This is a genomic window from Tabrizicola sp. (assembly GCF_022842145.1).
In the GTDB taxonomy this organism is placed as follows: domain Bacteria; phylum Pseudomonadota; class Alphaproteobacteria; order Rhodobacterales; family Rhodobacteraceae; genus Tabrizicola.
In genome coordinates this window covers 303689-317668 of the sequence record NZ_JALHQD010000004.1, presented here as the reverse complement: position 1 = coordinate 317668, position 13980 = coordinate 303689, and the positions used below count along the sequence as shown (strand labels likewise).

15 protein-coding genes are annotated in these 13980 nt (G+C 66.6%); 10 read left to right on the top strand and 5 right to left on the bottom strand.

Features of this window, described 5'->3' with window-relative positions; genetic code table 11:
• Nucleotides 1-155: 155 nt before the first annotated feature.
• Nucleotides 156-1961, top strand: coding sequence for a phosphogluconate dehydratase (edd, locus tag Q0C42_RS12615; RefSeq protein WP_295076157.1), 1806 nt, complete (start codon nucleotides 156-158; stop codon nucleotides 1959-1961).
• Nucleotides 1962-2233: 272 nt separating this feature from the next.
• Nucleotides 2234-2881: a bifunctional 4-hydroxy-2-oxoglutarate aldolase/2-dehydro-3-deoxy-phosphogluconate aldolase gene (eda, locus tag Q0C42_RS12610; RefSeq protein WP_295076154.1), complete on the top strand. Its 648-nt coding sequence runs from the start codon at nucleotides 2234-2236 to the stop codon at nucleotides 2879-2881.
• Between the two features lie 54 nt (nucleotides 2882-2935).
• Here eda and Q0C42_RS12605 read toward each other — a convergent pair whose 3' ends face one another.
• A complete protein-coding gene (locus Q0C42_RS12605; RefSeq protein WP_295076152.1) occupies nucleotides 2936-3211 on the bottom strand; it encodes a hypothetical protein in 276 nt (91 codons plus the stop codon).
• The gene (locus Q0C42_RS12600) at nucleotides 3198-5987 is read right to left on the bottom strand and encodes a glutamine-synthetase adenylyltransferase (RefSeq protein ID WP_295076150.1); all 2790 of its coding nucleotides are present in this window, start codon (nucleotides 5985-5987) and stop codon (nucleotides 3198-3200) included. The genes Q0C42_RS12605 and Q0C42_RS12600 overlap by 14 nt, the downstream gene beginning before the upstream one ends.
• A gap of 99 nt (nucleotides 5988-6086) precedes the next feature.
• Between Q0C42_RS12600 and Q0C42_RS12595 the strand changes: the two genes are divergently transcribed.
• From Q0C42_RS12595 to Q0C42_RS12580, 4 genes are all read left to right on the top strand, one after another.
• On the top strand, nucleotides 6087-6554 hold the full coding sequence (locus Q0C42_RS12595) for a YbaK/EbsC family protein (protein WP_295076148.1): 468 nt from the start codon (nucleotides 6087-6089) through the stop codon (nucleotides 6552-6554).
• A gap of 126 nt (nucleotides 6555-6680) precedes the next feature.
• Nucleotides 6681-7151 carry a DUF2852 domain-containing protein gene (locus Q0C42_RS12590; RefSeq protein WP_295076333.1) on the top strand — a complete coding sequence of 157 codons (471 nt, stop codon included), beginning with the start codon at nucleotides 6681-6683 and terminating at the stop codon, nucleotides 7149-7151.
• Between the two features lie 132 nt (nucleotides 7152-7283).
• Nucleotides 7284-8111, top strand: coding sequence for an arginyltransferase (locus Q0C42_RS12585; RefSeq protein ID WP_295076146.1), 828 nt, complete (start codon nucleotides 7284-7286; stop codon nucleotides 8109-8111).
• Nucleotides 8108-8497: a VOC family protein gene (locus Q0C42_RS12580; RefSeq protein ID WP_295076143.1), complete on the top strand. Its 390-nt coding sequence runs from the start codon at nucleotides 8108-8110 to the stop codon at nucleotides 8495-8497. Before Q0C42_RS12585 ends, Q0C42_RS12580 begins: the two co-directional genes overlap by 4 nt.
• A gap of 5 nt (nucleotides 8498-8502) precedes the next feature.
• On the opposite strand, the gene Q0C42_RS12575 is transcribed toward Q0C42_RS12580, so the two are convergent.
• Both Q0C42_RS12575 and Q0C42_RS12570 read right to left on the bottom strand, forming a co-directional pair.
• Nucleotides 8503-8949: a DMT family transporter gene (locus tag Q0C42_RS12575; RefSeq protein WP_295076141.1), complete on the bottom strand. Its 447-nt coding sequence runs from the start codon at nucleotides 8947-8949 to the stop codon at nucleotides 8503-8505.
• A complete protein-coding gene (locus Q0C42_RS12570; RefSeq protein WP_295076139.1) occupies nucleotides 8942-9154 on the bottom strand; it encodes a 4-oxalocrotonate tautomerase family protein in 213 nt (70 codons plus the stop codon). Before Q0C42_RS12570 ends, Q0C42_RS12575 begins: the two co-directional genes overlap by 8 nt.
• 160 nt (nucleotides 9155-9314) lie before the next feature.
• Between Q0C42_RS12570 and Q0C42_RS12565 the strand changes: the two genes are divergently transcribed.
• The 3 genes from Q0C42_RS12565 to Q0C42_RS12555 all read left to right on the top strand — a co-directional run bounded on the left by Q0C42_RS12565 (nucleotide 9315) and on the right by Q0C42_RS12555 (nucleotide 12172).
• A complete protein-coding gene (locus tag Q0C42_RS12565; protein WP_295076136.1) occupies nucleotides 9315-9659 on the top strand; it encodes a helix-turn-helix domain-containing protein in 345 nt (114 codons plus the stop codon).
• A gap of 117 nt (nucleotides 9660-9776) precedes the next feature.
• Nucleotides 9777-10400, top strand: a complete 624-nt coding sequence (locus tag Q0C42_RS12560) for a TRAP transporter small permease subunit (protein ID WP_295076133.1) — start codon at nucleotides 9777-9779, stop codon at nucleotides 10398-10400.
• Nucleotides 10397-12172 (top strand): TRAP transporter large permease subunit, encoded by a 1776-nt coding sequence (locus Q0C42_RS12555; RefSeq protein ID WP_295076130.1) that lies wholly within the window; start codon nucleotides 10397-10399, stop codon nucleotides 12170-12172. Before Q0C42_RS12560 ends, Q0C42_RS12555 begins: the two co-directional genes overlap by 4 nt.
• A gap of 67 nt (nucleotides 12173-12239) precedes the next feature.
• Here the strand turns inward: Q0C42_RS12555 and Q0C42_RS12550 are convergent, their stop codons facing one another.
• A complete protein-coding gene (locus Q0C42_RS12550) occupies nucleotides 12240-13346 on the bottom strand; it encodes a TRAP transporter substrate-binding protein (protein ID WP_295076127.1) in 1107 nt (368 codons plus the stop codon).
• A gap of 213 nt (nucleotides 13347-13559) precedes the next feature.
• Between Q0C42_RS12550 and Q0C42_RS12545 the strand changes: the two genes are divergently transcribed.
• Entirely contained in the window at nucleotides 13560-13970 is a 411-nt protein-coding gene (locus Q0C42_RS12545) for a VOC family protein (RefSeq protein WP_295076124.1), read from the top strand.
• Nucleotides 13971-13980 lie beyond the last annotated feature (10 nt).

Below are 13980 nucleotides of genomic sequence, written 5' to 3'. Positions count from 1 at the left end.
GATTCGGTCGACAATCAGGCAACCCGGTGTCCGTTGTCGCCGGATCGCAACCAATGGCCGGATTGCGGGCCGATTACGCTGCGCGCAGCTCGAAATCGTGGTTGTTAGCGCTAACAGTCGATGTTATATCTGCCCTGACCCATTCAGAGGACGCCATGTCACTGCACCCGACGATCGCCCGTGTCACCGACCGGATCCGCACCCGCTCCGAGACCAGCCGTGGGACTTATCTGGAGCGGATGGGCACGGCCGTTGCGAACGGCCCGGTCCGCGCGCATCTAAGCTGTGGCAATCAGGCACATGCCTATGCGGCAATGGGCGCGGCAAAGGACGCTCTGGCCGAGGCCAAGGTGCCGAACCTGGGGATCGTCACGGCCTACAACGACATGCTGTCGGCGCATCAGCCCTTCGAACGCTATCCCGACCTGATCCGGGCGGCGGCGGCAAAAGCAGGGGTGACGGTGCAGGTCGCCGGCGGGGTTCCGGCGATGTGCGACGGGGTCACGCAAGGCCAACCGGGGATGGAGCTCTCGCTCTTCTCCCGCGATGTCATCGCTCTGGCCGCCGGGGTGGCGCTTAGCCACAACTGCTTTGACGCGGCCCTATACCTGGGCGTCTGCGACAAGATCGTGCCGGGCCTGATCATGGCCGCCGCGACCTTCGGCCATATTCCGGCAGTTTTCGTGCCCGCAGGCCCGATGACCAGCGGCATCGCCAACGACGAGAAATCCCGGGTGCGCAACGCCTATGCCGAAGGCAAGGCGACGCGGGAGGAGCTGATGGCCGCCGAAATGGCCAGCTACCACGGCCCCGGCACTTGCACCTTCTACGGCACGGCAAACACCAACCAGATGCTGATGGAGTTCATGGGGCTCCACCTGCCCGGCACCAGCTTCGTCAACCCCGGCACCCCGCTACGCGAGGCGCTGACCACCGCGGCGGTGGAACGCGCGGCGGCGATCACCGCGCTTGGCAACGATTTCCGCCCGGCGGGCGAGATCCTCGACGAGCGCGCCTATGTCAACGGAATCGTGGGCCTCATGGCGACGGGGGGGTCGACGAACCTGGTCCTCCACCTGACCGCGATGGCGCGCGCATCCGGAGTGATCCTGGACCTGCAGGACTTCGCGGACCTCTCGGAAGCGGTGCCGCTGATGGCCAAGGTCTACCCGAACGGGTTGGCGGATGTGAACCACTTCCACGCGGCGGGGGGCCTGCAATTTCTGATCGGCCAGCTTCTGGACGCAGGGCTGCTGCATCCCGATGCCAAGACCATCGTCGGCGACGGGCTGGAGTCCTACCGGCAGGAGCCGGTGCTGTCCGCGGGCACCCTTGCCTGGCGCGCCGGGCCGAAGGCAAGCCTCAACGAAAAGGTGGTCCGACCGGCCTCGGACCCCTTCGCACCGCAAGGCGGGCTGAAGCAACTGACCGGGAACCTGGGGCGCGGCGTCATCAAGGTCTCGGCCGTGGCACCCGACCGGCATGTGATCGAGGCACCCGCCCGGGTGTTCCACAGCCAGGACGCGGTGAAAGCGGCCTTCAAGGCCGGGGAGTTCACCGGGGATACCGTGGTGGTGGTGCGTTTCCAGGGGCCGCAGGCCAACGGAATGCCCGAACTGCACTCGCTGACCCCGACGCTGTCGGTGCTGCAAGACCGCGGCCTGCGGGTGGCGCTGGTGACGGATGGGCGGATGTCGGGAGCTTCGGGCAAGGTTCCGGCGGCGATCCATGTTGCGCCAGAAGCTGCGGCGGGTGGACCGCTGGCCAAGCTGCGCGACGGCGACATGGTGCGGCTGGACGCGGTTGCGGGAACATTGTCGGTGCTGGCCCCGGACTTCTTGTCCCGCGCGCCGGTGACCGTGGACCTCTCCGCTAATGAATTCGGCATCGGCCGCGAACTTTTCGCCGCCTTCCGCCGCCATGCCGGGTCCGCCGACACCGGCGCGGCGCTCGTTCTCTGACCGGGTGCACCCGGTCGAACTGTTGCTGCCTCCGGCGGGGATATTTTGGCAAAGATGAAAGGAATCAGCAGGTAGGTTGACCAGGCGGTACAGGCGGGGACGCCGATGACCGCCAAAGGTGAAAGGCCCCCCGTCTCCCCCCGGTTCCACCGGCTCGAGATGGGGGTGCCCGCACCGACCGCCATTGCGATTTCATCTTTGTCCAAATATCCCCGCCGGAGGCTCCCTCACCATCCAACCACCCCTTCGCCGGGGCCTGAAGGAGCCGACCCATGACCCCCGCCCAGCAATCGCTGAAAGCCGCCGAGATCTGCCGCCTGGCCCCTGTCGTCCCGGTCCTCGTGATCGACGAGCTTTCCCATGCCCGCCCGCTGGCCGAGGCCCTGGTCGCCGGCGGCCTGCCCGCGCTGGAGGTGACCTTGCGCACCGCCGTGGCACTGGACGCGATCCGGGCGATGGCCGAAGTTCCGGGCGGGGTCGTGGGTGCCGGGACCTTGCTGACGCCCGCCGACGTGAAGGCCGCGAAAGCGGCAGGGGCGATGTTCGGGGTCTCTCCCGGCGCCACCGACCGGATCATCGCGGCCTGCGAGGATGAGGGCCTGCCGCTCTTGCCGGGGGCTGCAACCGCGTCCGAGATCATGGCACTTCTGGAAAAGGGCTACACGGTGCAGAAGTTCTTCCCGGCGGAACAGGCGGGGGGGGCGGCTTACCTGAAGTCCATCGGCTCGCCGCTGCCGCAGGTGAAGTTCTGCCCGACGGGTGGGATCAGCCTGAAGATCGCGCCGGATTACCTGGCCTTGAAGAACATCCTCTGCGTCGGCGGCAGTTGGGTCGCGCCAAAGGAGGCGATGGCGAAAGGCGACTGGGCGGCGATCACTACCCTTGCACGGGAAGCCGCGGGCCTGCCCCGCAGCGCCTGACCGGTTAACCGCGAAACCGCCCCGGAAATCGTTGGAGTTCCGGGCGAGCGTCGATCAGCCCACGGACCCTTGGCGGCCGGTGCGGCCTCCCCTGCGGCGGGGGGCTTCGGGGGCGGTCAGCGCCTGGTGCAGGACCGTGGTCATCGGGTGGTCGGGGTTCGGGGCGCCATAGGTCGCGATCAGCACGCGGACGGCATCCGGTACCGTGGCATCGACCGGGATCGACAGCGCCCAGTCCATGAAGATCGACCGGCATTCGCCTGCCGTGATCCCGTCGATCCGGTAGCTTTCCCGCACCAGCCCCTTGGGGTCCGCCTCAGCCAGTTCCATCGCCCGTCTCCCTGTCCGCCGTTCCCACCAACCGCGTCACGGCGGCTTCCGCCCCTGCCACCGCCTGCGCCAGATCCCGCGCCAGCGTTGCGGCATCCGCTGCCCCCGTTTCGCGCAGGATGAAGGCACGGCCACCCTCGCCCAGCTCCTGCCAGTCCAGCGCGCGCTCACTGAGAAGCCGCGCCGCAGCGTGCAGCCGCCACAGCAACCTGTAGGCAGAGCTTAGCGCCTGCGCGTCCGAATCCGGCACTCTCCGGCCCGCCCCCGCCGCGATCTGACGTTCGACGCTGCGCGCGGGGCTTGCCGACAGGAGCGCGACGGTCTGCGCCGCAAGCTCGATGTCCATCAACCGGCCGGGACCATTCTTCGCATCCCACTCCCCTTGCGTCGGCTTTGCCGCGGCCAGCCGGGCCCGCATCTCGGCCACGTCGGGTTTTACCCGCTCCCCCTGACCTTTCCGCGCCAGGAGATCGCGGCGGAAGGCCTCGACATCACCCGCCAGCGTCGGCTCGCCCGCAAGAACCCGGGCGCGGGTCAGGGCGAGGTGTTCCCAGGTCCAGGCTTCGCTCTCCTGATAGGTGGTGAAGCTGTGCAGGCTGGTCGCCACCGGCCCAGCCCGCCCCGAGGGACGCAGCCGCATGTCAACTTCGTAAAGCCGGCCCTCGGGCATCTGCGCCGTCAGGGCCGTCACCAGCGCCTGGGTCAGTCGCGCATAGTAGGGCCGCGTGGCCAGGGGCCGCGGGCCGTCCGAGCCTTCGCCCCCCCGGTCGTCATAGATCACGATCAGGTCGAGGTCGGAGCCCGCGTTCAGCCGCGCCGCCCCCATGCTTCCCATCCCGATGACGACGGCACCCCGCCCCGGCATCGCGCCATGCTTGCGGGCAAAGTCACCCAGGACTTCCGTCCAGATCACCTGGACCACGGCTTCGGCGAGATCAGCGTATTGCTTGGCCGCCTCGAACCCGTCGACAAGGCCCCGCAGGTGGTGGACGCCGACACGGAAGTGCCATTCCTTCATCCAGCGCCGCGCCATGTCGAGCCGGCCTTCATAGTCCGGTGCGGTGGCGATGCGGGTGGCAAGCTCGGCGCGCAGGGCAGCGGTTCCGGGCCAGTCGCCCCAGAAGCTGCCGCCGATCACCCCATCAAGAACCGCAGCGTTGCGCGACAGGTAGCGCGCCAGCGCCGGGGCCGATCCGGCGATGTCGATGATCAGCTCGACCAGCGTCGGATTTGCCTCGAACAGCGCGAAAATCTGCACCCCGGCTGGCAGCCCGGCCAGGAAGCCGTCCAGCGCAACCAGCGCCTCGTCCGGGTGGGCCGCGCGGGCAAGCTCCTTCAGCAGGCGGGGTCGCAGGCGGCGGAAGATCGACTGGGCACGCTCGGAGCGCAGCGCGGGATAGCTTTCCCAGCCCTTGGTGATCTCGCGCGCGCTGGCGGAAAGCTCGGGGCCGTCCTCGACTGCACCGGGCGAGAAGAAGCCCTCGGTCAGCCGGTCGGTCCGGTTCAAACGGTCCAGAAGGTCCCGGCGGAAATCGGCCTCGGTCTGCCCGCAGAAGGCGGCGATGCGGGCGACACCCACGGGGGATGCGGGCATTGCATGGGTCTGGGCATCGTTGACCATCTGCAGCCGGTGCTCCACCTCGCGGTGGGCGCGGTAAAGCGTGGTCAGTTCGTCCGCAACCTCGGGGGGGACCCAGCCCCTTGCGGCCAGCGCGGCAAGACCGCCGACGGTGGTCCGGTCGCGCAAGCTGGGGTCGCGGCCCCCGGCGATCAGCTGGCGGGTCTGGGTGAAGAACTCGATCTCGCGGATGCCGCCCGCGCCAAGCTTCATGTTGTGACCTTCCACCGTGACTGGCCCGTGCAGGCCCCGGTGGTCGCGGATGCGCAGGCGCATGTCGTGCGCGTCTTGGATCGCGACGAAGTCCAGGTGCTTGCGCCAGACGAAGGGCGTGAGGGTCTTCAGGAACCGGTCCCCGGCCTGCAGGTCCCCGCCGCAGGGGCGCGCCTTGATGTAGGCGGCGCGTTCCCAGGTGCGTCCCTCGGCCTCGTAATAGCTTTCGGCGGCGGCCATCGACAGGCAGACCGGCGTGACCGAAGCATCAGGGCGCAGCCGGAGGTCAGAGCGGAAGACATAGCCGTCGGTCGCATCGGACAGGATCGCGGTCATCCGGCGGGTGACCTTGATGAAACTGGCGCGGGCCTCCTGTTCTTCGCCGGGGTAGCGGGTTTCGTCAAAAAGGCAGATCAGGTCGATGTCGGAGGAATAGTTCAGCTCTCCTGCCCCCATCTTGCCCATCGCCAGCGCCACCATCCCGCCAGCCGTTGCGGCGTCGTCCGGGGTGGCACCGGGCAGCTTGCCGCGGCGGATCTCCTCGGCCACGAGGGTGGTCAGGGAAAGGTGGACCGCGCGGTCGGCAAGGCGGGTCAGCGCGCCCGTCACCTCTTCCAGGGACCAGGCCCCACCGACGTCGCAAAGTGCCGCCAGAAGGGCCACGCGGCGCTTGGCTTCGCGCAGGGCCAGGGCAAGCGCCTCGGCGGTAAGGCCGTCGGCGATGGCGAGGGTCGCGGCAAGCGCGGCCTCGGGGGCCTCGACCGCCTCGCGCAGCCAGTCGGCTTCGCGCAGCATCAGGCCGCGCAGGAACAGGCTGCAGGCGGCGGTGGCGGCCATCAGGTCCATCACCTCGGGAGCAAAGCCGGAAATGTCAGCGCGCAGGTCGGCGGCGGCGGCGGTGTCGAAGGCGATGGGCGTGCGGGTGATGCGGGCGGCAAGGGTCATGCGCGGACCTTGCTGCGGCAGGGCGGAAGCGTCAACTCCTCCAGCCGATTGACGGGACCGGGCCGGGGTGGTTGGCTGAAGGAAAACAGAAAGGCACCCATGTCGAAATCCCTGGCCCGCGTCGCGGCCGCGCTGCAGGCGGCCGGCATTCCTTCGAACGTGGTCGCGGCTGCGGCCGAGATCCGCACCGCCGAGGCGGCGGCGGCAGAGGCTGGCGTGGTGGTGGACCAGATCGTCAAGTCGATCCTCTTCCAGGGCACCAGCGGTCGGCTGTACCTGTTCCTTACGGCAGGCGGCAACAGGGTGGACCCCGCAAAGGCCGCGGCGCTGGCCGGAGAGGCCCTGTCGCGGGCCGAGGTCGACGTGGTGCGCAGCGTCACCGGCTTTGCGATCGGCGGGGTGGCGCCGCTTGGGCACCTGACCCCCTCGCCCACCTTCGCGGACCCGAGGCTGCTGGCTTTCCCCGAAGTCTGGGCCGCAGCCGGCACGCCCCGCCACATGTTCAGCGTTAAGCCGCACGCGCTGGTCCGGGCCGCGGGCGCAACCCTCGCGGACTTCACCGGATAGGCGAAAAGAAGCCTGCCGCCGCACGATGTAAAAATACTTCACATAGGCTCTTGCAGCCGGGCTAGGCTGAGTCCATCTTCCCTCATGTGAAAGACATTCACATCAACTGGAGACCCGCCGATGTACATGACTTCCGACACCGCCCGGCCTGGCGGGATCCGCAATGCCTTCCGTCGTGCCGAGGGCTGGCTTGACCAGCGCGGCAAGTGGGCCTGGATCGCCGCGATGGTACTGGGCTTCATCATCTTCTGGCCCGTTGGCCTTGCCCTTCTGGCCTACATGATCTGGGGAAAAAAGATGTTCGCACGGTCCTGCGGCCAGCGCCGCCAAGCCACTGACCACTCCTGGGGCCGCCACGCGATGCGCGCGGGCCAGCCCACCGGCAACCATGCCTTCGACGACTACAAGGCGCAGGCTCTGCGCCGTCTGGAAGAAGAGCAGGAAGCGTTCGAGGCTTTCCTGCAGCGCCTGCGGACCTCGAAGGACAAGTCCGAGTTTGACAGCTTCATGGACGAACGGGCCCGGGCGACCTCGGCCCAGGACGCCGCGGAAAGCGAAGCGAAGCCCGAACCGGGGGCGCGTGCGGGCGAATACTGATCGCCTGACCGCATGACCCCTGCCCCGCCCGTGTCCCCGCACGGGCGGGTTTTCCTTTTCCGCACGGGGACGCTTGGCGGATCGGCTTTCGCTTGCTAGGCTTCGCGCCAATCCAATCCTGATCCGAAACCGATGCGCCATTCCCTTCCCCTGACGCCCCAATTCTACGTGACGGCGCCGCAGCCATGCCCCTACCTGCCGGGGCGGATGGAGCGTAAGCTGTTCACGGCGTTGCAGGGCGAACATGCGCAAAAGCTGAACGACACGCTGTCGAAGCAGGGCTTCCGCCGCAGCCAGAACGTGCTTTACCGCCCGTCCTGCGCCGAGTGTTCGGCCTGCCTGTCGGCGCGGATCCGGGTGGCGGATTTCGAACCCTCGCGGACGCAGAAGCGGGTGATGAAGAAGGCGTCCGACCTGCGGCGGAATGCGACCAGCCCCTGGGCGACGGAAGACCAGTTCTCGCTCTTCCGCCGCTATCTCGACCAGCGCCACGCGGACGGCGGGATGGCCGACATGGACATCTTCGAGTTCGCGGCGATGATCGAAGAGACCCCGATCAAGTCGCGCGTGATCGAATACAGCCGACCCGCCGCCGAAGGTGACCGTGGCCGCGCGCTGGCTGCCGTCTGCCTGACCGACGTCTTCGATGACGGCCTCAGCATGGTCTACAGCTTTTACGACCCGGACCTGACGGACATGAGCCTGGGGACCTACGTCATCCTGGACCACATCGCCATCGCGCGCGAGGCCGGGCTGCCTTACGTCTACCTGGGCTACTGGGTGCCGGGCAGCCGCAAGATGGGCTACAAGGCGGGTTTCTCGGCGCTGGAGATCTACAAGGGCGGCGAATGGGTGGCGATGGGCGAGCCCTCCGACCATGCCGCCGACCTGCACCCGCTGTCCGTGGACCCGATCGCCGAACAGGTGGCGCGGATCAGCCTGCCCGATACGCGGCTGTGACCTCCCGCATCTCGGCCTTGGCGCTGGTCGTGCCCGATTATGACGAAGCACTCGCCTTCTATGTGGGCAAGCTTGGCTTCCGGCAGGTCGAGGACATTGACCAAGGCCGCAAGCGCTGGGTGACGGTAGAGCCTTCCGGTGGCGGAGTGCGGCTGGTTCTGGCCCGGGCCGAAGGGGCGGCGCAGGTCGCCTCCATCGGCAACCAGGCGGGCGGCCGGGTATTCCTGTTCCTGCAGACCGACGATTTTACCCGCGACCACGCCGCGATGCTGGCCGCGGGCGTGGTGTTCGAGGAAGCACCACGGCACGAGGTCTACGGCTCTGTCGCCGTCTGGCGCGATCCCTTCGGCAACCGCTGGGACCTGATCGGCCCGCGCGCCGGGTAACCCGGTCAGCCCCGCTGGCTCAGCGCGATCCCGACGGCCATCACCGCAAGACCCAGAAGCCTTGTGCCGCTGACCGGCCGCGCGGCCAGGCCCATCAGTCCGGTGGCGTCGATCAGCGTCGAACTGACGATCTGGCCCAGCAGGACGAACAGGATGGCGTTGCCCAGCCCGAAGCGCGGGGCGACGAAGGTGATCGACAAAAGGTAGAACACCATCAGCGCACCGGCAAGGAACAGGACCGGCGGCTGACCGGGCGCCTTGGCAAGTGCGGCCCCCTGCCCCGAGACAGCCAGCACCACCAGCGCCACCACGAACGCCAGCGCGAACATGATCGCCCCGGCGGCGATGGGCGAGCCGATCCGCTGACCCAGCGCCGCATTCAGCCCGGCAAGAAGCGGCACGCCCATCCCCGCCGCGAACATCAGGGCCGCATAGCGGATGCCGTCACCCATTGACCTTGGCCTTTGCCCGATACTCCTGGACCGGCAGGCCTCCGATCCCCCAGTCCTCCAGCGCGACCTCGTCGATCACGACGAAGGTCGTGGCCGGGTTCTTGTCCAGAACGCGCTGCAGAAGTTCCGTGACCCCCGCGATCAGTTCGGCCTTCTGCTCCGACGTGGCGCCTTCGCGGGTGATCTTGATGTTCACATATGGCATGGGAGTTCCTTCTGTCTGGTCCTCGGAAAGCTTGGATATGACTTGTCGCGGCGCGTCCAGTCGGATCAGCGCCCAACCGGGTAGATCACTTTGCGCTGCGGTAACTTGCGGTAACGCCTCCCCTGCGCTATCTCCAGATGAACCACCGTGAGGCCCCGCGATGACGCTGCAATGCCGCAAGAACCGCACGCCGCACCCGATGTGCCCCCTGTCCGACTGCATGGCCTTTATCGGCGGGGCCTGGACGCCGAACATCCTGTGGAACCTCTCCCCCGGTCCGCGGCGGTTCTCCGAACTGCGTTCGGATATCCCGCTGGTCTCGGCCAAGGTCCTGACCCAACGCCTGCGCGAGCTGGAAGAACGGGGCCTGCTGACCCGCAAGGTGATGGAAACCTCGCCCCCCTCGGTCGAATACCAACTGACCGGGCTCGGGCAGGAATTCATGCCGGTGATCCGCGCGATTGCCGAGGTTGGGCAGCGGCTGAAGGACAAGGCCATAGCCTGACCCGGGCAGAATCTTCCTCCTCTCGCGGTTGAGTTCTTGGCGGCTGCGACTAGATGCCCTACCAATTGCGAACTGGCACGCCGAACAAATGGCGGCCGTCAACGGGAGGGGTAAGGGATGCAGGCTTTGCTTGCCATCGCACGCGGCATTGACCGCGTGAATGCGTTGATCGGTAAATCCGTTGTCTGGTTGATCCTGTTTGCGGTGCTGGTCAGCGCGGGCAATGCCGTAAGCCGCAAGCTGTTCAACCTGTCGTCCAACGCCTGGCTGGAACTGCAATGGTACCTGTTTGGTGCAGCCTTCATGGGCGCGGCCGCCTACACGCTGCAACAGAACGAACATATCCGGATCGACGTCTTCTACGGCTCCCGCAGTCGCAGGACACAGCACTGGATCGACCTTCTGGGGCACATCTTCTTCCTCTTGCCCTTCGTCGCGCTGATGGCGTGGTACCTCTGGCCCTACACCATCCAGGCGTTCTACTCGGGCCAGGTTTCGACCAACGCGGGCGGCCTGCTGATCTGGCCCGCCCGCGCGATCCTGCTGGCCGGTTTCGTGATGCTGACCTTTCAGGCCGTGGCCGAGATCATCAAGAAGATCGCCGTGATGCGCGGGTGGATGGAGGACCCCCATCCCTTCATCTCGGCCCAGGAGCAGGCCTTGAAAGAGGCCGAGGAACTGGCGGCCGAAGTCAAGGCCGCCGCCGACGCTGCAACCGCCGCTGCTGAGGGGAAGAAATGATCGAGATCATCGCGCACAACATGGCTCCGATCATCTTCGTGAGCCTCGTCGTCTTCCTGCTTTATGGCTATCCGGTCAGCTTCGCCCTTGCCGCGAACGGCATGATCTTCTTCGTCATTGGCGTTTGGCTTGCCCCCTATTCCAACGGCGAGATCACCCTGGACTGGCCGCTTCTCGGCACCATGCCGCAACGATTGTGGGGGGTCCTGTCGAACGAGACGTTGCTCGCGATTCCCTTCTTCACCTTCATGGGGATCATCCTGGAACGAAGCGGGATGGCCGAGGACCTTCTTGACACCATCGGCCAGCTTTTCGGGCCGATCCGCGGCGGACTGGCCTTCGCGGTGATCCTTGTCGGCGCACTTCTGGCCGCAACCACCGGCGTCGTTGCAGCTTCGGTCATCGCGATGGGCCTCATCTCGCTGCCGATCATGCTGCGCTATGGCTATGACCGGCGCACGGCGACGGGGGTCATCGCGGCAAGCGGCACACTGGCGCAGATCATCCCGCCGTCACTGGTCCTGATCGTGCTGGCCGACCAGCTGGGCCGGTCGGTGGGCGACATGTACAAGGGCGCACTGATCCCCGGACTGATCCTGACCGGCATGTATCTGGGCTACATCTGCATGGTCGCGATCTTCCAGCCGCATAAAGTCCCTGCGCTGCCACCCGAGGCGCGAACGCTGGGCGGGGGTGTCACCTCGCTTCTGGTGGCGCTGGCTGCGGGGGTCGGCATCGGCTACGCGGCGCATTACCTGTGGTATGACGCCTGGGGAGCCAACGCCGACGTGCTCGGCGCCACCATCGCTACCCTCGTAGTCTACTTCTACGCGCTGGCCGACCGCTACCTCGCCATCAACCTGCTGTCGCGTCTGGCGCAGCAGGTCATCATGGTGCTGATCCCGCCGCTGGCCCTGATCTTCCTGGTGCTGGGGACGATCTTCATCGGCCTTGCCACCCCGACCGAGGGCGGTGCAATGGGGGCCGTGGGCGCGATGATCCTGGCCTGGGCCAAGGGGCGCTTCAAGTTCCCGGTCCTGCAATCGGCGCTGATCGCCACCACGCGGCTGTCAGCCTTCGTCATGTTCGTCCTGATCGGCGCGCGCATGTTCAGCCTGACTTTCTACGGCGTGAACGGCCACGTCTGGGTCGAGGAGCTGCTGACCGCCGTGCCAGGGGGACAGTATGGTTTCCTTCTGGTGGTGAACCTGATCATCTTCGTCCTGGGGTTCTTCCTGGACTTCTTCGAGATCGCCTTCGTCCTCGTCCCGCTTCTGATCGCCCCGGCACAGACCCTGGGGATCGACCTGATCTGGCTCGGGGTGATCATCGGGGTGAACCTGCAGACTTCGTTCCTGACGCCGCCCTTCGGCTTTGCGCTCTTCTACCTGCGTTCGGTCGCGGCCAAGGTGCCATACCTCGACAAGGTCACCGGCAAGAAGATGGACGGGATCAAGACCGGCGAGATCTACAAGGGTGCGATCCCCTTCATCATCATCCAGGTGACGATGATCTTTGTGGTCGTCTTCTTCCCGCAGGTCGTGATGCACTACAAAGGCCCGGTGGTCGACGCCTCGACCATCGAGATCAAGGTGCCGACACTTACCCCGCTGGGCACGGGCGGGGCGACACCGGCACCGGGGGGCTTGCCCGGACTGCCGGGCGCGCCGCAGCTCGGTGCACCGAACATTGGCGGCACCGCCCCGGCCGAAAGTGCACTGCCTGCCCCGGGCGGGTTGCCGAAGCTTGGCGCGCCAGTCATCAACCCCTGACGCCCCGCATAAAAAGAAAAGGCCCCGGAGCAATCCGGGGCCTTTCCTCTTGGCGGGGTCGGAAGCCTTACAGCTTGCCAGCCTGCTGCTGCGTCATCATGAAGACGTCGTAGTTGTATTCCGCGATCTGCGCCCAGAGATAGGCGTCCTTCTTGAACGCGGTCTGGCTGTCGTGGATCTTCTTGAACGCGGCGTTGGTGGCGCTGATCTCGGCATAGGTCGCCATAGCTGCCTCATAGGCGGCGGTAAGCACGTCCTGCGGGAAGGGCCGCAGCTGCGCGCCGTTCGCCACCAGGTTCTTCAGCGCGGTCGGGTTCTTGTAGTCGTAGCTTGCCATCATGTTCGAGTTCGAAGCCTCGCAGGCGGTCGACAGAACGCCCTGGTAGAACTTCGGCAGCTCGTTCCACTTGGCCAGGTTGACCATCGTGGACAGCGTCGGACCACCTTCCCACCAGCCGGGATAGTAGTAGTAGGGCGCGACCTTCTGGAAGCCGAGCTTTTCGTCGTCATATGGCCCGACCCATTCGGCCGCGTCGATGGTGCCTTTCTCCAGCGACGGATAAATGTCGCCGCCCGCGATCTGCTGCGGCACGACGCCCAGCTTCTCGATCACCTTGCCGGCAAAGCCACCGATCCGCATCTTCAGACCCTGCATGTCCGCAAGGCTGTTGATCTCCTTGCGGTACCAGCCGCCCATCTGCACCCCGGTGTTGCCGCAGGGCAGGTAATGCAGGTTCTGGGTGTTGAAGAACTCGTTCATCAGGTCGATGCCACCGCCGTAGTACAGCCAGGCGTTCATCTGGCGGTAGTTCAGGCCGAAGGGCACCGTGGTTCCCAAGGCGTAGGTCGGGTCCTTGCCCCAGTAGTAGTAGCTGGCGGTGTGGCAGGCCTCGACCGTGCCGGCCGAAACGGCGTCCGCCGCTTCCAGACCCGGAACCAGTTCGCCCGCGGGGAAGATCTGCAGCTGGAATTTGCCGTCCGTCGCCTCGGCCACGTATTTGGACATCGTCTCGGCAGCGCCGTAGATCGTGTCCAGCGACTTCGGGAACGACGACGTGACCCGCCAGGTCACCGTCGGGCTTTCCTGCGCGATCGCAGGGGCCGCAAGCGTCGCTGCACCCGCGGCAGCAACGCCGCCCACCGAGGCCTTGGTCAAGAATGAACGTCTATCCATGCAGTACTCCTCCCATATGGTTGACCCGTTCACGCCCTGTAAAAAGCGTACGGGGTTGATAGGACATAGAGCCTATTTCCCGTCCTGCAATATGGGAAGCATATTCCGCACGCAGGGCGAGAGGACCTCGGAATGAACGCGCCCTGTGGCTGAGTGCCCTTGGAATCCCCGGCGCGTCGGCCGAGATTGCCGAAACCGCAGGATGGAGGCCCCATGTTCAGCTATGTCTCGCTAGGCACTCGCGACCTTGCACGTGCCCTGCCCTTCTATGACGCAGTGCTCGCGCCACTCGGCCACCAGAGGGTCGAGGACTTTGACCCCGAGGACCGCTCCGCCGCCTGGGGTCTGGACGATCCCGGGCCGCATCTTTGGGTGACCCAGCCCTTCGACGGGTCCCCCGCGACACCGGGGAACGGGACGATGGTCAGCTTTCTGGCCGATACCCGCGCTGCGGTGGACGCTTTCCACGCGGCGGCCGTGGCCCATGGCGGCACAGATGAAGGTGCGCCGGGGCTGCGCCCGCAGTATGGCCCGCATTTCTATGCGGCCTATGTCCGCGACCCGGACGGCAACAAGCTGAACGCCGTCTGTTACCGGGCCGCCACGGAACCTGCACAACCCTAGGCAATTGGAC